The following is a 22,949-nucleotide window of genomic DNA, read 5'->3' on the forward strand; positions in this document are numbered from 1 at the left end:
CAGCGCTACTCCTGGTGGGCTGGGGAAAAGAAGCGCGACAATAGCAGCCGCGCGCGGCCGCCGCCAGCAGAATCCCTGCGCCCCGGCGATCTTTACACTCATCGCCCTGCGCCGGCCGGCTGCATCCTATGGCGAAAAAACGCCCAACAAACCTTGATTTAAAGACAAAAACGCGTGAAGCGTGCAATTACCACGCTTTACATGCGCCATGCGCCCATGTACCATTGAGCTAGTACAAAAGAACCCATCCCCCAGGAGCACGCATGTCTACGGACACCATCCAGAAGCTGGCCCGCCCTTCCGTCCTCGGCGGCGCGATGATCATTGCCGGAACCGCCGTTGGCGCCGGCATGTTTTCCATTCCGATCGTCACTTCCGGTGTCTGGTTCAGCGGCTCCGTCGCGCTGCTGGTGTATACCTGGGCCTGTATGTTACTTTCCGGCCTGATGATCCTCGAAGCCACGCTGCACTACCCGAGCGGCGCCAGCTTCAATACCATGGTCAAGGATCTGCTGGGCAAAGGCTGGAACGCCGTGAACGGCCTGTCGGTGGCGTTCGTGCTGTACATCCTGACCTACGCCTATATCTCCGCCGGCGGCTCGATCATCGCCCACACGCTGGAGGGCATCGTCGGCGTCGGCCAGACCACCGCCGGCCTGGTGTTCGCGCTGGTCGTGGCGTTTATCGTCTGGCTCTCCACCCGCGCGGTCGACCGCCTGAGCACCATTTTGATCGGCGGTATGGTGATCACCTTCGTGATGTCGGTGGGCGACATGTTCACCCACGTGCAGCCCGCGGTGCTGTTCAACACCGGCGATGACCAGGCCAGCTATCTGCCTTACGCCCTGGCGGCGCTGCCTTACCTGCTGACTTCGTTCGGCTACCACGGAAACATTCCCGGGCTGGTGAAGTATTACCATAAGGACAGCGGCTCCGTGGTGCGCAGCCTGGTGTACGGCACCCTGCTGGCATTGGCGATCTACATCCTTTGGCAGTACGTGATCCAGGGCAATATCGCGCGCGACGCCTTTAAGCAAGTGATCGCCGAGGGCGGCAACATCGGCAGCCTGCTCAAGCAAATGGGCAACGTCTCCAGCAGCCAAACCGTCAGCCAACTGCTGAACGCCTTCTCCTATATGGCGCTGGCCAGCTCGTTCCTCGGCGTGTCGCTAGGCCTGTTCGACTACCTGGCAGACTTCTGCAAGTTCAAGGACGACGCCGTCGGACGCAGCAAGACCGCGCTGGTGACCTTTGTGCCGCCGACCCTGGCCGCGCTGCTGTTCCCGAACGGTTTCCTGTACGCCATCGGTTTCGCCGGGCTGGCGGCCACCGTCTGGGCGGTGATCGTGCCGGCGCTGATGGCGCGCGCCAGCCGCCGCCGCCACCCGCAGGCCGGTTACCGTGCACCGGGCGGCAACGGCGTGATCCTGTTCGTTATCCTGTTCGGCCTGATCAACGCCGCCGCGCATATTCTTTCGCTGTTCGGCCTGCTGCCGGTCTTCCGCTAATCCCCGACGGGAGGGCGAGCGCCCTCCCTTTCCCGCACTGTTTTTACGCCGGGCTATTGCCTGAAATCGGCGGCGCGAGTACCTTGTCGCAACTTCTCTAATACTCTTCATTGCGGATGAATTGAAATGGCAAGAGCTAACGAAATTAAACGCGGCATGGCGATCAGCTACAACGGCAAGCTGCTGCTGGTAAAAGATATCGACGTGCAGAGCCCGAGCGCCCGCGGCGCCAGCACCCTGTACAAAATGCGCTTCTCCGACGTGCGCACCGGCCTGAAAGTGGAAGAACGCTTCAAGGGCGACGATATCCTGGACACCATTTCCCTGTCGCGCCGCAAGGTGAACTTCTCCTATATCGACGGCGAAGAATACGTGTTCATGGATGATGAGGATTACACCCCGTACATCTTCAAGAAAGACCAGATCGAAGACGAGCTGCTGTTCATTCCGGAAGGCGGCCTGCCGGGCATGCAGGTGCTGACGCTGGAAGGCCAGGTGCTGGCGCTGGAGCTGCCGCAGACCGTGGATATGGAAATCGTCGAGACCGCGCCGGGCATCAAAGGCGCTTCCGCCAGCGCCCGCAACAAACCGGCCACCATGGCGACCGGCCTGGTGATCCACGTGCCGGAATACCTCAGCGCCGGCGACAAAATTCGCATTCATATCGCCGAACGCCGCTACATGAGCCGCGCCGACTAGTCGCGCCAGCGGGGCCGGAACGCGGCCCCGTTTCATTTTCCGCTAAGGCAACTCCGGGAAAAAACGCCGCTTGAGCGCCAGCTCGACGCCGCGCAGCTCCGCCAGCCCTTTCAACCGCCCGATGGCCGAATAGCCCGGATTGGTTTTCTTTTTCAAGTCGTCCAGCATCTGATGCCCATGATCGGGGCGCATCGGGATCGGCCGCCGATCGCCCGCCCGCTGCCGACGCAGCTCTTCGGTCAGGATCGCTTCGATCACCGCCACCATGTCCACATCGCCCTGCAGGTGCGCCCCTTCGTGGAAGCTTTTCGGGTTCTCCTCGCGGCAGGTGGCGCGCAGGTGGGTAAAGTGAATGCGATCGCCAAAGGTTTCAATCATCCGCACCAGATCGTTGTCGGCGCGCACGCCGTAGGAACCGGTGCATAGGGTGAAGCCGTTATAGATGCTGTCGACGGTCTGCTTCAGCCACTGCATGTCTTCAATCGTGGAGACGATGCGCGGCAGGCCGAGGATCGGCCGCGGCGGATCGTCGGGGTGCACCGCCAGCCGGATGCCGACCTCTTCCGCCACCGGCACGATGGCGCGCAGAAAGACCGCCATGTTCTCGCGCAGCCGCGCCTTGTCGATGCCGTCGTACTCCGCCAACCGGCGGCGGAACTGTTCCAGCGTGTAGCCCTCCTCCGCCCCCGGCAGCCCGGCGATGATGTTGCCGGTCAGCCGGTTTTTTTCCTCCTCGCTCATGGCGGCGAAATAGGCCGCCGCCTGACTGCGCTCTTGCGGCGTATAGTCGGCCTCGGCGCCGGCGCGCTGCAGGATATGCAGCTCGAACGCGGCGAAGGCGATCTGATCGAAGCGCAGCGCTTTGGAACCGTCCGGCAGCGGATAGGCCAGATCGGTGCGCGTCCAGTCGAGGATCGGCATGAAGTTGTAGCAGACGGTGTCGATGCCGCAGGCCGCCAGGTTGCGCAGCGACTGTTGATAATTGGCGATGTACCGCCGCCAGTCGCCGCTGTGGGTTTTGATCTCCTCATGCACCGGCACGCTCTCCACCACCGACCACACCAGCCCCTTTTCCGCCAACAGCGCCTGTCGCGCGCGGATCTCATCGATCGGCCAGACGTCGCCGTTCGCGATATGATGCAGCGCCGTCACCACCCCGGTCGCCCCGGCCTGACGCACGTCATCCAAAGAGACCGGATCGTTCGGGCCATACCAACGCCATGTTTGTTCCATGTTTTGTCCTTATGCCTGTCTCGCACCGCGATGCTGTTATACCAGTTTAATTTAGATGTCAGCTACCTTTAACTTACTCTTTCGCCCTGCGCTGTCAAAACCGAACCCCTCATTGGTTGATCCACTTCACGATTCTGGCTTATTTTGGACTGACCAATTCCTTTGGCTGGCCGACATCCTTACACTGGTCGCAGTTTTTTATCGCCGGCGCCACCCTGCCGATGTGGCAGAAAACTGGTCTGCTAACTTGGCGCAACTGGCCCGCCAGCTGTCTTACATGCTTTGGAGATGAGATGAAAACGATCGCCAACACCCCATTGCCGGGCGCCGTCAGGCAGCCGGGCTATGACCGCCGGGCTCTGCGCAGCCGCATCGTGCACCTTGGCTTCGGCGCGTTCCACCGCGCGCATCAGGCGCTGCTGACCGATCGGGTGCTGAACGCCCACGGCGGCGACTGGGGCATCTGCGAGATCAGCCTGTCCGGCGGCGTGCCGCTGTTTGAGGCGCTGCGGCAACAGGATCATCTGTACAGCGTGCTGGAGAAAGGCGCGGACGGCCATCAGGCCATCGTGATCGGCGCGGTGCATGAGAGCCTGCACCGCAAGCTGGAAGGCATCGCCGCAGTGCTGGAGAAACTGGCCGAGCCGCAGGTGGCGATCGTCTCGATGACCATCACCGAAAAAGGCTACTGCATCGAGCCCGGCAGCGGGCGATTGGATCGGCAGCATCCGGGGATCGTCGCCGATCTGGCGACGCCGCATCAGCCGCAGACCGTGCCCGGCATTTTGGTGGAGGTGCTGCGGCTGCGGCGCGAACGCGGCCTGCCCGCCTTCTCCCTGCTCTCCTGTGACAATATTCCGGAGAACGGCCACGTGCTGCGCCGGGCGGTGCTCGATCTGGCGCAGGCGCGGGATCCGTCGCTCGCCGATTGGATCGCCACCGCCGCCACCTTCCCCTGCACCATGGTGGATCGCATCGTGCCGGCCGCCACGCCGGCCACGCTGGATGAGATTGCCGCCGCGCTGGGCGGCGTGCGCGACGACTGCGCCATCGCCTGCGAGCCCTTTATTCAATGGGTGGTGGAAGACAACTTCGCCGCCGGACGCCCGGCGTGGGAGCTGGCCGGCGCCCAGCTGGTCAGCGATGTGCTGCCGTTTGAGCACATGAAACTGCGCATGCTGAACGGCAGCCACTCGTTCCTGGCTTACCTCGGCTACCTGGGCGGCTACCGCTATATCAACGAGTGCATGGCGGATGAACACTACCGTCGCGCCGCCCTGCGGTTGATGCTGGACGAACAGGCGCCCACCCTGAGCGTTACCGGCATCAGTCTGACCGACTACGCCGCACAGCTTATCGCGCGCTTCAGCAACCCGGCGCTGCAACACCTCACCTGGCAGATCGCCATGGACGGTTCGCAGAAGCTGCCGCAGCGCCTGCTGGACGCGGTGCGCTGGCATCTGCGGCACGGCGGCGACTATAGCGGGCTGGCGCTGGGCGTGGCGGGCTGGATGCGTTACGTCGGCGGCGTCGATGACGCCGGTCAGCCGATCGACATTCGCGATCCGCTGGCAGACGCGCTGCACCAGACTATTGCCGCTACGCCGGACGATCGGCGGCGCGTAACGGCGCTGCTGGCGCTGAAATCGGTGTTCGGCGAATCGCTGGCAACGCATGCGGCGTTTGCCGACGCGGTGACGCAAGCCTATTTGTCGCTGCGCGATCGCGGTGCGCGTGAAACGGTGAAGGAGTGGGTGCTGCGGTGAGAAGCCTGCAGGGCCGAGAATAACCATGCCGGCGTAACGTTACGCCGGCATGGCGGAACGACTTAACGATAAACGACCGTCATAACAGCGAGTTTCTTCTGTTGGTCTACCCACTTCATTTCGGTTGTGCCTAGATTTAGCGGAAGTTCTTTGCGTGTAGTATCAAAACCTGACAACGCTTGCTGGGCCTGATAACGCTGGCCGTTGCGGTAACATTGCGTATTCGCCTTAGAATCTGCAATATTGACCGTGCAAGGACTTTCAACGATAGAACCGACGAAGCGAATTACCCCGCCGGCCACTCCTGCATGACTCACTGCCGTCCATGAAAACAACATTCCTACGATCAAAAATAACCGAAAGGTATTCATGGCAACCTCATTTTTAGTTAAGCCAATTTAACCATAGAGGATCTTGTTAGGAATAATCGCAAGGAAAGGGACGAGATTTGATCGTTAATCGCGTCATTAACAATGTAAAAACAAGCTACTAACAAAAGTTAACCGCATCTAATACAGGGTTTTATCTAAGAATTTTCTTGTTATGAACGGTGGATTTTGTCGGTTGAAAAGCGCATGGTGACGTGCAAAATTTGCGAGATAGAGCACAAATTAAATCGCGGCGGTTTCACCGATAAGGCTGCGTAACTCATTTATTAAGCAGGTTAATTTTTGCTCCAGGAATTATTAATGACCAAAACCAATTTGATTACCGGTTTCCTCGGCAGCGGTAAAACCACCACTATCCGCCATTTGCTGGCTCATAAACCCGAACATGAGCGCTGGGCGGTATTGGTCAATGAATTCGGCGAGATCGGCATTGACGGCGCGCTGCTGGCAGACAGCGGCGCGGTGCTCAAAGAGATCCCCGGTGGCTGCATGTGCTGCGTCAACGGCCTGCCGATGCAGGTGGGCTTGAATATGCTGTTGCAGCAGGCCAAACCGGATCGGCTGCTGATCGAGCCGACCGGGCTCGGGCATCCGAAACAAATCCTGTCGCTGCTGACCCAGGAGAGCTATGCCGGCTGGATCGATCTGCAGGCCACCCTGTGCCTGCTGGATGCCCGCCAGCTCAGCCAGCCGCGCTACCGCGACAACGAAAACTTCCGCGATCAGCTGGCCGCGGCCGACATTATTTTGGCCAGCAAAAGCGATACCTACCGGCCGGAAGACAGGCTGGCGCTGGAGGCCTGGAAGGCGCAAGACCCGCTGCAGCGGCCCTGCTACGCCATCGCGCAAGGCGAAGCGGATGTCGCGCTGTTGTCACTTCCTCGCACGAATCGTACAGAATTGCCGGACGCGCAGCATCATCATGGTCAGGCGAAAAAGCAGGGGCTGGCGGCGCTGCGGCTGCCGGAGCACGCCCGCTGGCGGCGAGCGTTGAATGAAGGGCAAGGCTTCACCAGCTGCGGCTGGATTTTTGACGGCGATACCCGGTTCGACACCGTCGGCTTCATGGAATGGGTGCGACTCGCGCCGGTCGAACGCGTCAAAGGCGTGGTACGCATCCCCGAAGGCACATTGCTGATCAATCGTCAGGGGCAGGATCTCAACATCGAAACCCGCCCGGTCGCGCCGCTCGACAGCCGAATTGAGCTTATCCACAGCGAAAATGCCGATTGGAATGCCCTGCAATCCGCCTTGTTTAAGATTCGTTTAAGTTAGACCCCGTACCGTTGCCCCCCGGTTGCCGCAGGGCTGCCGGGTTTTATTTCGTTTTCATTTTTCCAACAGGTTATGTCATGACACGCCGCAATTTACCCCTCATTCTCTTCTTCAACTTACTGGGCGTTGCGCTGTTTCTGTCCTGGTTCCTGCCGGCCAATCACGGCGGCTGGTTTACCCTGGATTCGGCGATTTTCTTCTTCTTTAACCGCCATCTGGCCACCGACCCGGCGTTTTTACACCTGGTCGCCATCACCAACAACCGCGCGTTCGATGTGATTTCGCTGCTCGCCATGGGGCTGCTGTATCTGTACTTTTATCTGAAGCAGGACGCCGCCGGCCGCCGCCGTCTGGTGATCACCGGCGTGGTGATGCTGCTGACCGCCGTGGTGCTGAACCAGCTTGGCCACCTGCTGCCGGTGAAACATCCAAGCCCCACCCTGACCTTTGACAATATCCATCGCGTCAGCGAGCTGACCGGCATCCCCACCAAGGACGCTTCCGGCGACAGCTTCCCCGGCGACCACGGCATGATGCTGATTATTTTTTCCTGCTTTATGCTGCGCTATTTCGGCCGCGGCGCCTTCGCCGTCGCCCTGCTGATTACGTTGGTCTTCTCATTGCCGCGCGTGATGATTGGTGCCCACTGGTTTACCGATATCGCCGTCGGCTCATTGTCCGTGGTGCTGGTTGGCGCCAGCTGGGTGCTGATGACGCCTTGCAGCGACTGGATCGTCGATCGGTTGAATCGCCTGTTGCCCGGTAAGCACCGCCCCGGCCAACCATAATTTGTGTCTATGACTCATGCCGGGAGGCTTACGCCTCCCGGCCTCTTCCCCTCGCCGCGCGCAAAAATTTCCCCACCGTTCGTTAACGCTTTTGCAACCTGATTTCACGCCAGATTCATACATCGGACAATTGGCGTTTTTTATATGAAGATTTACATTATGTTACATCACAAATTCATATAAAAAAGACGGGAAAAAGGCTCGCAATCCCCTATTGGTTCCGGTAATCTCAGATGCGTTTGTGCCTGGTTTAAGTCGAATCAGTATGAAATCCGATAAAAATGTGCGTTCTCGCACGTTTTCAACGGTAACTGGTTGTCGATGCAACAGGTGCGGACTAGGCTCGTTTCGTTTGGCATTTTTCAGGTAGCGACTTTCGTCGTTAAGGACTTCAAGGGAAAACAACAACAATGGTCAAATCTCAACCGTTTCTGAGATATTTTTTGCGGGTAGTCCCTGCAATTGCCGCTGCGGTTATGCTGTCAGCGTGCAGCTCGACTCACACTTCGAACTTGAATAACGCACAAACTGAGATGCGTGCAGTTAATGACAAAGACGGTCTTTTACTGCAAGCCTCTCAGGATGAATTCGAAGCGATGGTCCGCAACGTTGACGTCAAGTCAAAGATTATGGATCAGTATGCGGATTGGAAAGGCGTTCGCTACCGCTTAGGCGGTGACACCAAGCGCGGCATCGATTGCTCGGCGTTTGTACAGCGCACCTTCCGCGAACAGTTCGGCATGGATTTACCGCGTTCGACCTATGAACAGGAAGATCTCGGCAAGAAAATTCAGCGCACCAAGCTGCGCGCCGGCGATTTGGTGCTGTTCCGCGCCGGTTCTACCGGGCGCCATGTCGGCATCTATTTAGGCAACGATCAGTTCGTTCACGCCTCCACCAGCAGTGGGGTCATGATTTCCAAGCTGACCGATAACTATTGGAATAAACGTTATCGAGAAGCGCGCCGGGTGCTGACCAACGGTTAACGGCGCAACGCCCTGAAGATCCTGAATACCAAACGAGCGATAAGCGCCGCCCACGGGCGGCGTTTTTTTTGGTTGTCGAACAGGTATCATCAAAATTGATCCCTGCCTTATCGTCACCTTTCCCTGCTTAACGCCGCCGCACGCCATTATTTTGATAAACTGTTGGCGGGAAATCGCCCCGTCGAGGAAAAACTCGCCTATTATCGTCAGATGACGGCAACGGCGCCCCGGCGTTATTTAAAACGTTTCCGCTGATATTATGCGCATGATATTTCTGTCGGCGACGCCGCATATTTAAATGGCGCCGCCGGTTGGTACGGGATAAAAAGGCAAAAATGAAAAAAAAGCCGTTGGCACAATCCATTAACTGGCTGCGCGACACGCCTGACGCCCGGTTGCAGAGGACTCGGTTATGGGCTTGAAAAGAGCTTTCGCCCGCAGCGTGTCTCACCGACAACGCAGCCTGGCTAAAAGCGGTGTCGCCGCCCTGGTATTTTTTACGCTATTCACCGCGGTCACGCTTTCTTTGATCAACCACCAGCGCACGCAATATCAACATAAGGTCGAAGCGCGCACGCAAAAGTTCACGCTGGGTTATATCTCGCATCTGACGGCGGTGATGCGGCAAATGATGCCGCTGCTGGACAAGCCTTGCCTCTCCAGCCAGTCGGATATTACCTACCAGGCGGCCTTTACCAGCGGCGTGCGCACCTTCCTGTTGGTGAAGGACGGCTACGCCTATTGCTCCTCCGCCACGGGCGACATGATGTTGCCAATGAAAAATATCTACCAGGATATCGACTGGGATCTGCCTTTGGATCTCAAGCTGCAGCAGGGTACGCCGATGGTGCCAAATAAACCGGCGGTTGCGGTTTGGCTGCGACATCCCGGCGAAAAGGCCACCGGCATCCTCGCTACGCTGGACATCGATCTGATGCCCTACCTGCTGTTCACCTCGCACGACGAACAGGCGCCGGGCATCGCCATCGTGATGGGCAACCGCGCGCTGACCACTTTCAGCCCGAACCTGATGCCGGTCAATCAGCTACCGAAGGGCAAGGCGGATACCCTGACGCTGCCCAATCTGCCGCTGACCATCCTGTTCTACAACGAGAAACTGACCCCCAACGACATTCGCCTGACGCTGCTGGGCAGCCTGGTGCTGTCATTGATGACCGGCGTACTCTGCTACTACATGCTGCTGCTGCGGCAAAGCCCGGAACGCGCGCTGCTGCGCGGCATCAAGCGCAACGAGTTCTTTATCGAATACCAGCCGGTGTTCCATACCGATAGCAACAGCATTGGCGGGCTGGAAGCGCTGATCCGCTGGCAGCATCCGATCGAGGGCCGCATCCCGCCCGATGTCTTTATCCCCTACGCCGAAAGCAACGGGCTGATCGTGCCGCTTACCCGCCACCTGTTCAGGCTGATCGCCGAAGATGCGCCACAGCTCGCCAAAGCGCTGCCACGGGGAGGTAAAGTCGGCCTCAACATTTCCCCCGCCCACCTTAGCGCACCGTCGTTTCACCAGGACGTGTATGAACTGTTGACGCAGCTGCCGGGCGATTACTTTACGCTGGTGTTTGAAATCACCGAACGCGGCATGGTGGAAGAAGAGAGTGCGCTGGCGGAGTTTGACTGGCTGCACAAACAGGGCATCGAGATCGCGGTGGACGATTTTGGCACCGGGCACAGCGCGTTGATCTATCTTGAGCGCTTCACCATGGATTACCTGAAGATCGACCGTGGCTTCGTCAACACCATCGGCCAGGACACGGTCACCGCGCCGGTGCTGGATGCGGTGATCTCGCTAGCGAAAAAGCTGAAAATGCTGACGGTGGCCGAGGGCGTGGAAACCGCCGAGCAGATGCAGTTCCTGCAAGAACACGGCGTTAACTTCATGCAGGGCTACTACTTCAGCAAGCCGCTGAGCATCGACAATTTCGTCGCTTACTGCAATGCTCATCAGGTCTTTGATTATCAGGCAAATAAATAGTTAGTCTTTAAGCATCTTTACCCTGCGCCCGCCCGAAGAATGTTATGCTGGGCGCAGGTTGTACTTTATTCCACAGCAGGAGCTTACCGTCTGATGTCCGTGCGCATTTTCGCTGCTCTGGTGCTCTCGGCACTGAGTTTCGGTCTGCGGGCCGAAGCCCTCAACGAAAGCTACGCTTTCGCCCTTCTCGGTGAACCGAAATACGCCACCGACTTCAGCCATTTCGACTACGTCAACCCGGCGGCACCCAAAGGCGGCGACGTGCGGCTGGCGGCCATCGGCACCTACGACAACTTCAACCGCTTCGCTACCCGTGGCGTGCCCGGCGAACGTACGATGGAGCTGTACGATACGCTGTTCACCAACTCCGACGACGAACCCGGCAGCTATTATCCGCTGATTGCCGAATCGGCCCGTTTCCCGGCCGACATGCGCTGGATGGAGTTGGATATCAACGCCCGCGCCCGCTTCCAGGACGGCAGCCCGATCACCGCCGCCGACGTGGCCTTCACCTTCAATAAATTCATGACCGAAGGCGTACCGCAGTTTCGTTCCTATTACAAAGGCGTTACGGTCAAGGCCATTTCCCGGCTGACGGTACGCATCGAGCTGCCTAAAGCCAACCGTGAGCAAATCCTCAGCCTGCTCAGCCTGCGCGTATTGCCGGAAAGCTTCTGGAAAAACCATAAGCTCAACGAACCGCTCAGCACCCCGCCGCTCGCCAGCGGCCCGTATAAAATCGCCGATTACCGCCTCGGCCAGTACATCACCTACCAGCGAGTGCGCGACTACTGGGCCGCCAACCTGCCGGTGAACCGCGGCCGCTACAACTTCGACAGCATTCGCTACGATTATTACCTGGACGATAAAGTATCGCTGGAAGCTTTCAAGGCCGGCGCTTACGATTTCCGCATCGAGCCGTCACCCAAAAGCTGGGCCACCCAGTATCAGGGCGGCAACTTCGCGCGCAACTACATCATCAAGCAGGATGAGACCAATCAGGCGGCGCAGAATACCCGCTGGCTGGCGTTCAACCTGCAAAAACCGCTGTTCGCCGATCGTCGGGTACGGGAAGCGATCGGCCTGGCTTTCGACTTCAACTGGATGAACAAGGCGCTGTATTACAACGCCTATCAGCGCGCCGACAGCTATTTCCAAAACACCGCCTACGCCGCCCGCGGCTACCCGGACGCCGCCGAACTGGCCTTGCTGGCGCCGCTCAAAGGCCAGATACCGCCGGAGGTGTTTACCAGCATCTACCAGCCACCCTCCTCCGACGGCAGCGGCAACGATCGGCAAAACCTGCTGAAGGCGACCCAATTGCTGAAAGAAGCCGGTTGGGTGGTCAAAAATCAAAAGCTGGTCAACGCCAAAACCGGCCAGCCGTTCACCTTCGAACTGATGCTGCTGAGCGGCAGCAACTTCCAGTACGTATTGCCCTTCCGCCACAACCTGCAGCGGCTGGGCATCGAGATGCAAATTCGCGAAATTGACGCCTCGCAGTACACCCGTCGCATGCGTGAACGCGATTTCGACATGATGTCGACCGTATATATGGCGATGCCGTTCCCCAGCGCCGATCTGCAAATCCTGTGGGATTCGCAGTACATCGATTCCAGCTACAACACGGCCGGCGTCAAAGATCCGGCGGTCGACAGCCTGGTGAGGCAAATCGCCGCCCATCAGGGCGACGAAAAGGCCCTGTTGCCGCTCGGCCGCGCGCTGGATCGGGTGCTGACCTGGAACAACTACATGCTGCCGATGTGGTACTCCAACCACGATCGCTACGCCTATTGGGACAAGTTCTCCACGCCGTCGATCCGCCCGGCCTATGCGATCGGCTTCGATAACTGGTGGTACGACGTCAACAAGGCGGCGCGTTTACCGGCTCAACGGCAATAAGGAGTCGGAATGGCGGCCTATCTGATACGCAGACTGTTACTGGTGATCCCCACGCTGTGGGCGATCATCACCATCAACTTTTTTATCGTGCAAATTGCGCCCGGCGGCCCGGTCGATCAGGCCATTGCCGCCATTGAGCTGGGGCACGGCAGCGGTTTCGGCAGCGGCGGGGTCGGCGAAGGCCTGGGCCACGCCCGGACGGGCATCGCGGCTGGCGACGGCCAATATCGCGGTTCGCGCGGCCTGGATCCGGAGGTGATCGCCGAGATCACTAAGCGTTACGGCTTCGACAAACCGCTGCACGAGCGCTACTTCACCATGCTGTGGAACTATGTGCGCTTCGACTTCGGCGACAGCCTGTTTCGCGGCGCTTCGGTGATGCAGCTGATCGGCCAGAGCCTGCCGGTCTCCATCACGCTGGGCCTCTGGAGCACGCTGATCATCTATCTGGTGTCGATCCCGCTCGGCATCCGCAAGGCCGTCCACAACGGCAGCGCGTTCGATACCTGGAGCAGCACGCTGATTATCGTCGGCTACGCCATTCCGGCTTTTCTGTTCGCCATTCTGATGATCGTGCTGTTCGCCGGCGGCAGCTACCTGGACTGGTTCCCGCTGCGCGGCCTGGTATCGAGCAACTTCGACACCCTCTCATGGCCGGCGAAGATCGCCGACTACCTGTGGCACATCACCCTGCCGGTGCTGGCGACGGTGATCGGCGGTTTCGCCACCCTGACCATGCTGACCAAGAACTCATTCCTCGACGAGATCCGCAAACAGTACGTCACCACCGCCCGCGCCAAGGGGCTGGACGAGAAAAAAATCCTCTACCGCCACGTGTTCCGCAACGCCATGCTGCTGGTGATTGCCGGTTTTCCGGCCACCTTTATCAGCATGTTCTTCACCGGCTCGCTGCTGATTGAAGTGATGTTCTCGCTCAACGGCCTGGGGCTGCTGGGCTACGACGCCACGCTGCAGCGCGACTACCCGGTGATGTTCGGCACGCTGTATATCTTCACCCTGATCGGCCTGCTGTTGAATATCCTCAGCGATATCACCTACACCCTGGTCGATCCGCGCATTGACTTCGAGGCCCGCCAATGAGCCGCCTTAGCCCGATCAACCAGGCGCGCTGGGCGCGTTTTCGCCGCAACCGCCGCGGCTACTGGTCGCTGTGGATCTTTTTGGTGCTGTTCACCCTGAGCCTGGCCGCCGATCTGATCGCCAACGACAAACCGCTGTTGGTGCGTTATGAAGGCCGGTTGTACCTGCCGTTTATGATTAGCTACAGCGAAACCGCCTTCGGCGGCGAACTGAATACCGAAGCCGACTATCAGGATCCGTTCGTGCAGCGGCAGATCGAACGGCACGGCTGGGCGGTCTGGGCACCGATCCGCTTCAGTTACGACACCATCAACTTCGCCACCGAGGTGCCCTTCCCTTCGCCGCCTTCGCGGCACAACCTGCTGGGCACCGACAGCAACGGCGGCGACGTGCTGGCCCGGGTGCTGTACGGTTTTCGCATTTCGATGTTGTTCGGTCTGGCGCTGACGCTGTTTTCCAGCCTGATCGGCGTGTGCGTCGGCGCGACGCAGGGGTATTACGGCGGGCGTTTCGATCTGTGGGGGCAGCGCTTTATCGAAGTGTGGTCGGGCATGCCGACGCTGTTTCTGATCATTCTGCTGTCGAGCATCGTCCAGCCCAATTTCTGGTGGCTGCTCGGCATCACCATCCTGTTCGGCTGGATGAGCCTGGTGGGCGTGGTGCGCGCCGAATTCCTGCGCACCCGCAATTTTGACTATATCCGCGCCGCGCGCGCCATGGGCGTGCCGGATCGGGTCATCATGTCCCGCCATATGCTGCCCAACGCCATGGTGGCGACGCTGACCTTCCTGCCGTTTATCCTCTGCGGCTCGATCACCACCCTGACGTCGCTCGATTTCCTCGGTTTCGGTCTGCCGATAGGCTCGCCGTCGCTCGGCGAATTGCTGCTGCAAGGCAAAAACAATCTGCAGGCGCCGTGGCTCGGCATCACCGCCTTCCTGGTATTGGCAGTGCTGCTGTCGTTATTAATCTTTATCGGCGAAGCGGTGCGCGACGCCTTTGACCCCAGCAAGGCGCATTGATATGGCCACTCCTTTGCTCGCTATTCAGGATCTCAGCATCGCCTTCCGTCAGGGCGACACCGTCACGCCGGTGGTCAACGAACTCTCGCTGCAAATAGCGCCGGCGGAAACGCTGGCGCTGGTGGGAGAATCCGGCTCCGGCAAAAGCGTCACCGCCCTGTCGATACTGCGTCTGCTGCCCGCGCCGCCGGTGGTTTACCCTGCCGGCGATATTCTGTTCAACGGCGAGTCGTTGCTGCATGCGCCGGAGACTGACCTGCGCAAGGTGCGCGGCAATCAGATCGCGATGATCTTTCAGGAACCGATGGTGTCGCTTAACCCACTGCACACCATCGAGAAACAGCTGGCGGAAGTGCTGATGCTGCACCGCGGCCTGCGGCGCGATGCCGCGCGCGCGGAGATCGTCGAGTGCCTGGAGCGCGTCGGCATCCGCCAGGCCAAAAGCCGGCTGCAGGACTATCCGCATCAGCTGTCCGGCGGCGAACGCCAGCGGGTGATGATCGCCATGGCGGTGTTGACCCGACCGAAACTGCTGATCGCCGACGAACCCACCACCGCGCTCGACGTCACTATCCAGGCGCAGATCCTGACGCTGCTGCAAGAATTGAAACAAGAAATGGGCATGGGGTTACTGTTCATCACCCATAACCTGAATATCGTGCGCCGCCTGGCGGACAACGTGGCGGTGATGCGCCAGGGGCGCTGCGTAGAGCAAAACGGCCGCGCGCAGCTGTTCAGCCGGCCGCAGCATCCCTACACGCAGCAGCTGCTGGCCGCCGAAGACGTCGGTGAGCCGCTGCCGTTGCCTGCCGCGGCCAACGCGCGCTCCGGTGACGAGCGGCCGCTGCTCAAGGTGGAAGATCTGCAGGTGCGCTTCCCCATTCGGCGCGGCCTGCTGCGCCGCACGGTGGATTATCACTATGCATTGAAATCATTGAGTTTCGAGCTGCGCGCCGGGGAAAGCGTGGGGCTGGTGGGCGAATCCGGCTCGGGTAAAAGCACCACCGGGCTTGCGCTATTGCGTCTGCTGGCCTCGCAGGGCGCCATCTGGTTCGACGGCGAACCACTGCACCCGCTCACGATGAAGCAGATGCTGCCCTACCGCAGCCGAATGCAAATCGTCTTCCAGGATCCTTATTCCGCCCTGAATCCGCGCCTGAACGTGCAGCAGATCATCGCCGAGGGGCTGGAAGTGCACCAGCGGCTTAGCGCCGAGCAGCGGGAACAACGCGTGATCGAGGTGTTGCGGGAAGTTGGCCTGGATCCGCAGCTTCGCCACCGCTATCCCACCGAGTTTTCCGGCGGCCAGCGCCAGCGTATCGCCATCGCGCGCGCGCTGATCCTGCAACCGCAGCTGCTGATCCTCGACGAGCCGACCTCTTCACTGGATAAATCGGTGCAGGCGCAGATCCTGACGCTGCTGAAATCGCTGCAGCAACGCCACCGGTTGGCTTATCTGTTCATCAGCCATGACCTGCAGGTGGTGCGTTCGCTATGTCACCAGGTCATCGTACTGCGACAGGGGGAAGTGGTTGAACAGGGAGACTGCCGGGCGATTTTCGCGGCGCCCGCAGCCGACTATACCCGTCAACTGCTGCAGTTGGCGGATTAGCGGCGAATTCAGAAGGGGTATTGCGCGCTGAGTGGTTCGGCGATCGCGGCACCGACGTTTTTCAGGCGGCACATGGTGGCGCTCTCGTCGCTGCGCTGCACGAACAGGCAAGGTTCCCCTTCCCATTCGACGATCGCACAGTCGACCTGAATCTCCTGCAGCGACAGATTGAGCTGTTGCATGACCTGCCAGGCCTCGGCCCCTTCATGGCTGAGCAGCTTCAGCCCAATCAGGTTGTTATCTTCGTCTATTCCGTTAAACGGAATCGGTTCGACCTTCACGCCGGTGAAACCGGATAGCCAACGATAACTTTGCGGCAAGCGATGCACTACCGAAAGTTGGATACTCTCCACATGAAATCCCTAGTTTGAAAAGGTGAAACACTTTTACCTGACAGGGTTACTAAGTTATAGCCGTTGACTCCCGACTCTGCCGCGCACAAATGTTATTTAAATGTAAATTTTGCCGCAAACCATTAACCTGACCCCGTGCTTGCCGATGCCACGCCATTTTTTGGCGCGCCGTGCGGTGTTATTTCACGGCATTTTGCGACTCAGCTCGCATTTTTGCGTTATATGTAACCCTTTCCCGCAGCGATCTCAACTCTTTTTTCTTGCAATGCGACTACTTTTCCGTCGCCATATTTTTACATTGAAGAAACATTTCACCCGCCACGTTAGCGCAGCCTCTCCTGCTAATGCCTTGATTTACATCAATCCTAATACAAACCACTCGCGCGGCGCAGCCGACAGAACGCCGCGCCTCCCGGGGAATATCGGGCGGCACGATGGCGGAGTTTTTTAACAAAAAGCACACAGATGGGAAAATGACCGATTAATTAGCAGGCATATATTTAGCAACAAATTATTCATTGCCGGTTGCACCCTGAAATGGCAGGGCGCAACCCCATGACGCTGCGGGGCGAAACGCCCCAAGTCGGGAGAACGTCAGGCTGCGCGATCGCGCGGCCGGCTGGCGTAAACGTAGAACAGCACCGCCACGATGCTGCACAGCGCCATCGAGGTGACCATTGGCCAGGCGCTTTTGCCCGGCGCCATCGACAGCACCGCCCCCACCAGCGCGCCGATGCTGAAGCGCAACGTGCCGGCCAGGGAAGACGCGGTGCCCGCCATATGCGGAAAATCATCCAGGATCACCGCCATGGCGTTGGAGGAAATCATCGCGATGCACCCCAGGTAGACCGCTACGCCGATCACCAGCGCCCAGAAGCCCAGGCCGACGGCGCTTACCGCCAGCAGCCACAGCCCCATCGCCAGCTGCACCAGCAGCCCCAGCTTGAACATCTTGACCGCGCCGAACCGCCGCACGTTGCGGCTGTTGATCAGCGTCGTCAGGAACAGGAAGACGATGTTCAGCGCAAAATAGTAGCCGAAGTGCTGCGGCGAAACGTGGTTCAGTTCGATGTAGACGAACGGCCCGGCGCTGAGGAACGAGAACATGCCAGCAAACGAGAAGGCGCTGGCCAACATGTAGCTCAGCACCCGCTTGTGACGGAACAGCGAACCGAAGTTGCCCAGCGTGGTGCGCAGGTGGAACCGCTGACGCCGCTCTTTCGGCAGCGTCTCCTTGATGAACAAGGCCACCAGCAGTGAACCGATCAGCGCCGCGGCACCCATGGTCCAGAAGATGGCGTGCCAGCTGAACCACAACAGCAGCGCACCGCCGATCATCGGCGCCAGCAGCGGCGCGATGGTCATCACCAGAATGACGAACGACATCATGCGCGAGAACTCATCCTTGGTGAACATGTCGCGCATCAGGGCGTTAATCACCACGCTGGCGGCGGCGGCGGCCAGACCGTGCAGGAAACGCAGCCCGATCAGCTGATCGATAGACTGCGCCATGGCGCAGGCGCAGCCGGCGATGGCAAAGATCAGCGTTCCCCACAGGATCACCGGCTTGCGGCCGATGCTGTCCGACATGGGCCCATAGAACAGCTGCCCGAAGGCAAAGCCGAGCATATAGGCGCTGAGCGTCATCTGCACGCTGCCGGACTCGACGCCAAACTGGGCGGCGATCACCGGCATACTGGGCAGGTACATGTCGATCGCCAACGGCATCAACATGGACAACAGGCCCAGAATGAAAATCAAACCGAGATGAGAGGTTCGGTTCTGTTGCACGTTCCACGACTCCTTAATCGGCCGCAATCAATGATCGGTTATCAGTCCTGCAGGTGCGGCGCGCCCACGCTGGCGATCTCTTCTTCGGTCAGTGGGCGGTATTCGCCCGGCGCCAGATCGTCATCCAGCACGATGGCGCCGATGCGCTCACGGTGCAACTCGATCACCCGGTTGCCGACGGCGGCGAACATCCGCTTCACCTGGTGGTAGCGCCCTTCGCTGATGGTCAGGCGCACCACGCGCTCGTCGACCTGCTCCAACGTCGCCGGCCGCGTCAGATCTTTCTCGTTGTGCAGTTGCACCCCTTCGGCGAAACGCTGCGCGGTGTCTTCCGCCAACGGGTGCTCCAGCGTGACCAAATAGGTTTTCTCGCAGTGGTGGCGCGGCGACGTGACGCGGTGCGACCACTGGCCGTCGTCGGTCATCAGCACCAGCCCGGTGGTGTCGATATCCAACCGCCCGGCGGCGTGCAGCTTGTACGCGACCGGCTCATCGAGGAAATACAGCACCGTCGGATGATCGGGATCGTCGGTGGAGCAGACGTAGCCCTGCGGTTTGTTGAGCATGAAATAGCGCGGGCCGTTCTGCTGCTGCAGCGGATTGCCGTCGAACGCCACTTCTTGCTCCGGGGTCAGTTTGATCGCCCCGCTCTTCACCACCTCACCGTCAACGGTGACGCGTTTAGCCCGAAGTTCGCGCGCGACCAGCGCACGGCTGATGCCTAACTGCTGAGATAAAAACTTGTCCAATCGCATGGGATCTGCTTTGCCTGTCGTTGTTATGATCGCATTGATCGTATTGCCAAAATATGACGCCCGCCGTTGCACCGGGTGCAAATGGCAGGTTCAGGGGGGAAATCGCGTGGGGGAACAGCGATTGCTGTCACACGAGTATAGCGGCACAACGCGTTGCCCGACAGGGGTAATTTTCACGCTTCTCGCACCGCGCGCGCGCAGAAGGCATAATAATGGAAATTTTTCGGCCGCCCGGGCGTAAAATGTCACGCTTTCTGTGGGAACAGAGGTGACAAAACCGCTTCCCGGCGGCCCATTCCAACCTACGGCGTTCATTTATGGCCTTTACCCTACGCCCCTACCAACTGGAAGCGGTCGAAGCCACCATCAATCATTTCCGGCGGCACCCCGAACCGGCGCTGATCGTGCTGCCGACCGGCGCCGGCAAAAGCCTGGTGATCGCCGAACTGGCGAAGCGCGCCCGCGGGCGGGTGCTGGTGCTGGCGCACGTCAAGGAACTGGTGGCGCAAAACCACGCCAAATACTGCGCCTACGGCCTGGAAGCGGACATCTTCGCCGCCGGCCTGCAACAAAAAGAGAGCGCCGGCAAGGTGGTGTTCGGCAGCGTGCAGTCGGTGGCGCGCAACCTGCCGCTGTTCGACGGCGCCTTTTCGCTGCTGATCGTCGATGAATGCCACCGCATCAGCGACGACGACGACAGCCAGTACCAGCAAATCATCCAGCATTTGCAGAAAACCAACCCGCAGCTGCGGCTGCTGGGGCTGACCGCCACGCCCTATCGCCTGGGCAAGGGCTGGATTTACCAGTATCACTACCACGGCTTCACCCGCGGCGACGGCGCCAGCCTGTTTCGCGACTGCATCTACGAGCTGCCGCTGCGCTACATGATTAAGAACGGCTTCCTGGTGCCGCCTGAGCGGCTGGACATGCCGATCGTGCAGTACGATTTCAGCCGGCTGGAGGCCAGAAGCAACGGCCTGTTCAGCGAAGCGGATCTGAACCGCGAGCTGAAGCGGCAAAACCGCGTCACCCCGCATATCATCAGCCAGATTGTAGAGTACGCCCAAGATCGTAAAGGGGTGATGATCTTCGCCGCCACCGTCGAGCACGCCCGCGAGATCCACGGCCTGCTGCCGAACGGCGAGGCCGCGCTGGTCAGCGCCGAAACGCCGCCCGCCGAGCGCGATGCGCTGATCGAGGCGTTCAAACAGCAGCAGCTGCGCTATCTGGTCAACGTAGCGGTATTGACCACCGGCTTCGACGCGCCGCACGTCGATCTGATCGCTATTCTGCGCCCGACCGAGTCCGTCAGCCTGTATCAGCAGATCGTCGGCCGCGGACTGCGGCTGGCGCCCGGCAAGGAGGATTGCCTGATCCTCGACTACGCCGGCAACCCGCACGATCTGTTCACCCCGGAGGTCGGCGTCAGCAAGCCGCACGGCGACAGCCAGCCGGTGCAGGTGTTCTGCCCGGCCTGCGGCTTCGCCAACCTGTTCTGGGGCAAGTGCACCGAGAATGGCGACATCATCGAGCACTACGGCCGCCGCTGTCAGGGCTGGCTGGAAGACGACGACGGCCACCGCGAACAGTGCGATTACCGCTTCCGGTTCAAGAGCTGCCCGCACTGCGGCGCGGAAAACGACATCGCCGCGCGTCGCTGCCATCAGTGCCAGGAGGTGCTGGTCGATCCCGATGACATGCTGAAGGCGGCGCTGAAGCTGAAAGACGCGCTGGTGCTGCGCTGCGGCGGCATGGAATTGCAGAGCGGCCGCGACGACAAGGGCGAATGGCTGAAGGCCACCTATTACGACGAGGACGGCACCAGCACCAGCGAGCGTTTCCGCCTGCAGACGCCGGCGCAGCGCAAAGCGTTCGAAATGCTGTTCCTGCGCCCGCACCAGCGCGCGCCGGGCGTGCCGTTCGCCTGGCACACCGCCGCCGACGTGCTGGCGCAACAGCAGGCGCTGCGCCATCCGGATTTCGTGGTGGCGCGCAAACGCGGGCAGTTTTGGCAGGTGCGCGAGAAAGTGTTCGATTATCAAGGCCGTTTCCGCCGCGCCAATCAGTTGGCCTGAGCGAACGACCCTCAATCTGGGCAGGTTTTCGTTGCCCTGCAGGCGGCTTTCCGTTAAAATGCCGCGCGCTTTACCTGGGCCTGCCCAGCGTTAAAGCGGAATTCCGAACTTGCTACTTGGGTCGCCTGTAGCAGGGTAAATTTTCTTTTAAGAGAAAAAACAATGTTCACTATCAATGCAGAAGTACGTAAAGACCAGGGTAAAGGTGCGAGCCGCCGCCTGCGTGCAGCAAACAAATTCCCAGCTATCGTTTACGGTGGCAAAGAAGCTGCAGTTTCCATCGAATTGGACCATGATTCTGTCAAGAACATGGAAGCTAAACCAGAATTCTACAGCGAAGCAGTAACTCTGGTTATCGACGGTAAAGAAACCAAAGTTAAGGTTCAGGCTGTACAGCGTCACCCGTTCAAGCCAAAACTGGCTCACATCGACTTCGTTCGCGTTTAATCGCTACGTTTTCGAACCTTTCGGGACGCCGAAATAAAGAACGCCGCAATTGCGGCGTTTTTTATTGTCTGCGATTCGGCGCGCTTACTTGCCGCTGCCGGTCCGGCGCTGCAGCTGATCGCGCAGATTCGGCGGCGTGCCTCTGATGGTCAGCGTGTCGGTGGCCGCATCCCAGAAAATGCGCTCGCCCAGCAGCATGGCGTCGAAGTTCAGGCTGATACCGCCGCCGCTGCCGGCGAATTTGGTTAGTTGGCGCAGCGTGCCGCGATCCGCCGGGAAGCTCTCTTCCAGCTCATACCCTTGCTCGCTGGAGAACTGCATGAAGTCTTTCTCGCCGACCGGCGACAGCTCCTGCGACAGCGCCTGCAGCTCAATCTCTTCGCCCGCCTGCAGCTGTTCGTTGCAGTAGCTGTACACCTGCTGACGCACCGACTGGCGCTCGTTCTTGTCCAGCTGCGCATCAGCGCAGTAGTCGTCCACCGCCTGCAGCAGCCCGCGGTTTTGCGCCTTGGTGTCCAACCCTTCGGATGCCGCCAGGAAATCCATGAAGAAGTCGGCGACCTTGCGGCCCACGCGCCCGCGCAGGAAGGTCAGGTAGCGGGTCGATTCCGGGTTGGTTTCCCATTCGGTCAGATCGATGCGCGCGACGATATCGGCGTTGTTGATGTCCAGATAGTGCGTGGTGTTGATATCCAGCTCTTCGTTGACGCGCATGCTGTTACGGCTGTTCAACACCGCGATCAGCAGATACTCCACCGCCAGATAACGGTATTGGCCAAACAGCACCACGCCGCCTTCGGCGAACGGATACTTCGCCAGTTCGTCGCGCAGGCGGCCAGTCGCCGCGCGGCTGAAGGCCAGAAAGTCCTTATCGTCCTTGCGGCAGGTGCGCAGCGCTTCCGCCAGCTCGCTGCCTTCGTTGAACAGGCCCAAGGCCTTGCTCTTGGCGCTATAGACGCGATGCAGTTCCGTCATCATTTCTTCCACCGCCGCGTTGGTGGGAAGCAAGGAATCGCGCAGCACCACGTCCAGCGTTTGCTCGTCGCGTTTCACCAACTGGTGCAGAGCGATCTGGTCGATATCCAGACTCATGGTAAATCCTCCTGTTCTTTAGGCGCGTATTCAAACACTGAAGGCCCCGCCCTGCAATACTAAAAACCGCGGCAAAACGGAAAGGCGCTGCGAGGGGCAGCCCCGGCGCGGGCGAACAATTTCCCGAATGACAGGAAGTGATAAAAGAGCGGAAAATCA

The 22,949-nt window shown here is 59.7% G+C and carries 19 protein-coding genes; 13 read left to right on the forward strand and 6 right to left on the reverse strand.

The genetic code is table 11. The features are described from left to right. Positions 1-263: 263 nt before the first annotated feature. Both mtr and yeiP read left to right on the forward strand, forming a co-directional pair. Complete coding sequence (mtr, locus tag ACJ8MK_RS09885) at positions 264-1,508, forward strand: tryptophan permease (protein WP_033648004.1); 1,245 nt, start codon at positions 264-266, stop codon at positions 1,506-1,508. 126 nt (positions 1,509-1,634) lie between these two features. Next, complete coding sequence (gene yeiP / locus ACJ8MK_RS09890; protein ID WP_033635271.1) at positions 1,635-2,207, forward strand: elongation factor P-like protein YeiP; 573 nt, start codon at positions 1,635-1,637, stop codon at positions 2,205-2,207. 42 nt (positions 2,208-2,249) lie between these two features. On the opposite strand, the gene uxuA is transcribed toward yeiP, so the two are convergent. Next, entirely contained in the window at positions 2,250-3,440 is a 1,191-nt protein-coding gene (uxuA, locus tag ACJ8MK_RS09895) for a mannonate dehydratase (RefSeq protein ID WP_033635272.1), read from the reverse strand. Positions 3,441-3,733: 293 nt separating this feature from the next. On the opposite strand from uxuA, the gene ACJ8MK_RS09900 reads away from it, so the two are divergent. Continuing rightward, a complete protein-coding gene (locus tag ACJ8MK_RS09900) occupies positions 3,734-5,206 on the forward strand; it encodes a mannitol dehydrogenase family protein (protein ID WP_442517712.1) in 1,473 nt (490 codons plus the stop codon). 62 nt (positions 5,207-5,268) lie between these two features. On the opposite strand, the gene ACJ8MK_RS09905 is transcribed toward ACJ8MK_RS09900, so the two are convergent. After that, positions 5,269-5,577, reverse strand: coding sequence for a type 1 fimbrial protein (locus ACJ8MK_RS09905; protein ID WP_033635274.1), 309 nt, complete (start codon positions 5,575-5,577; stop codon positions 5,269-5,271). A gap of 318 nt (positions 5,578-5,895) precedes the next feature. On the opposite strand from ACJ8MK_RS09905, the gene ACJ8MK_RS09910 reads away from it, so the two are divergent. The 8 genes from ACJ8MK_RS09910 to yejF all read left to right on the forward strand — a co-directional run bounded on the left by ACJ8MK_RS09910 (position 5,896) and on the right by yejF (position 16,277). Continuing rightward, positions 5,896-6,870 (forward strand): CobW family GTP-binding protein, encoded by a 975-nt coding sequence (locus ACJ8MK_RS09910; protein WP_442517713.1) that lies wholly within the window; start codon positions 5,896-5,898, stop codon positions 6,868-6,870. A 77-nt stretch (positions 6,871-6,947) separates the two neighbouring features. After that, complete coding sequence (locus tag ACJ8MK_RS09915; RefSeq protein WP_004935741.1) at positions 6,948-7,658, forward strand: phosphatase PAP2 family protein; 711 nt, start codon at positions 6,948-6,950, stop codon at positions 7,656-7,658. Positions 7,659-8,068: 410 nt separating this feature from the next. Continuing rightward, a complete protein-coding gene (gene mepS, locus ACJ8MK_RS09920; RefSeq protein WP_025303553.1) occupies positions 8,069-8,644 on the forward strand; it encodes a bifunctional murein DD-endopeptidase/murein LD-carboxypeptidase in 576 nt (191 codons plus the stop codon). A gap of 412 nt (positions 8,645-9,056) precedes the next feature. Next, entirely contained in the window at positions 9,057-10,640 is a 1,584-nt protein-coding gene (locus ACJ8MK_RS09925; RefSeq protein WP_442517714.1) for a cyclic di-GMP phosphodiesterase, read from the forward strand. 93 nt (positions 10,641-10,733) lie between these two features. Next, on the forward strand, positions 10,734-12,542 hold the full coding sequence (locus tag ACJ8MK_RS09930) for an extracellular solute-binding protein (RefSeq protein ID WP_039565061.1): 1,809 nt from the start codon (positions 10,734-10,736) through the stop codon (positions 12,540-12,542). A gap of 9 nt (positions 12,543-12,551) precedes the next feature. Next, positions 12,552-13,643 (forward strand): microcin C ABC transporter permease YejB, encoded by a 1,092-nt coding sequence (locus ACJ8MK_RS09935; RefSeq protein WP_442517715.1) that lies wholly within the window; start codon positions 12,552-12,554, stop codon positions 13,641-13,643. Further along, the gene (locus ACJ8MK_RS09940) at positions 13,640-14,665 is read left to right on the forward strand and encodes an ABC transporter permease (protein WP_015378535.1); all 1,026 of its coding nucleotides are present in this window, start codon (positions 13,640-13,642) and stop codon (positions 14,663-14,665) included. The genes ACJ8MK_RS09935 and ACJ8MK_RS09940 overlap by 4 nt, the downstream gene beginning before the upstream one ends. 1 nt (position 14,666) lies before the next feature. Then, entirely contained in the window at positions 14,667-16,277 is a 1,611-nt protein-coding gene (gene yejF, locus ACJ8MK_RS09945; protein WP_442517716.1) for a microcin C ABC transporter ATP-binding protein YejF, read from the forward strand. Between the two features lie 8 nt (positions 16,278-16,285). Here the strand turns inward: yejF and ACJ8MK_RS09950 are convergent, their stop codons facing one another. The 3 genes from ACJ8MK_RS09950 to rsuA all read right to left on the reverse strand — a co-directional run bounded on the left by ACJ8MK_RS09950 (position 16,286) and on the right by rsuA (position 19,176). Further along, positions 16,286-16,630, reverse strand: a complete 345-nt coding sequence (locus ACJ8MK_RS09950) for a YejG family protein (RefSeq protein ID WP_004935763.1) — start codon at positions 16,628-16,630, stop codon at positions 16,286-16,288. Between the two features lie 594 nt (positions 16,631-17,224). Beyond that, a complete protein-coding gene (locus ACJ8MK_RS09955; protein WP_025303559.1) occupies positions 17,225-18,421 on the reverse strand; it encodes a Bcr/CflA family multidrug efflux MFS transporter in 1,197 nt (398 codons plus the stop codon). Between the two features lie 41 nt (positions 18,422-18,462). Further along, positions 18,463-19,176 (reverse strand): 16S rRNA pseudouridine(516) synthase RsuA, encoded by a 714-nt coding sequence (gene rsuA, locus ACJ8MK_RS09960; protein ID WP_033648013.1) that lies wholly within the window; start codon positions 19,174-19,176, stop codon positions 18,463-18,465. A gap of 317 nt (positions 19,177-19,493) precedes the next feature. Between rsuA and ACJ8MK_RS09965 the strand changes: the two genes are divergently transcribed. Then, a complete protein-coding gene (locus ACJ8MK_RS09965) occupies positions 19,494-21,251 on the forward strand; it encodes a DEAD/DEAH box helicase (protein ID WP_033635283.1) in 1,758 nt (585 codons plus the stop codon). A gap of 162 nt (positions 21,252-21,413) precedes the next feature. Continuing rightward, positions 21,414-21,698 carry a 50S ribosomal protein L25 gene (gene rplY, locus ACJ8MK_RS09970; protein WP_004935776.1) on the forward strand — a complete coding sequence of 95 codons (285 nt, stop codon included), beginning with the start codon at positions 21,414-21,416 and terminating at the stop codon, positions 21,696-21,698. An 84-nt stretch (positions 21,699-21,782) separates the two neighbouring features. On the opposite strand, the gene yejK is transcribed toward rplY, so the two are convergent. Next, the gene (gene yejK / locus ACJ8MK_RS09975; RefSeq protein WP_039565050.1) at positions 21,783-22,790 is read right to left on the reverse strand and encodes a nucleoid-associated protein YejK; all 1,008 of its coding nucleotides are present in this window, start codon (positions 22,788-22,790) and stop codon (positions 21,783-21,785) included. Between the last annotated feature and the right edge of the window lie 159 nt (positions 22,791-22,949).

It is taken from the genome of Serratia sp. CY38905 (genome assembly GCF_052168875.1).
GTDB lineage: Bacteria > Pseudomonadota > Gammaproteobacteria > Enterobacterales > Enterobacteriaceae > Serratia > Serratia sarumanii.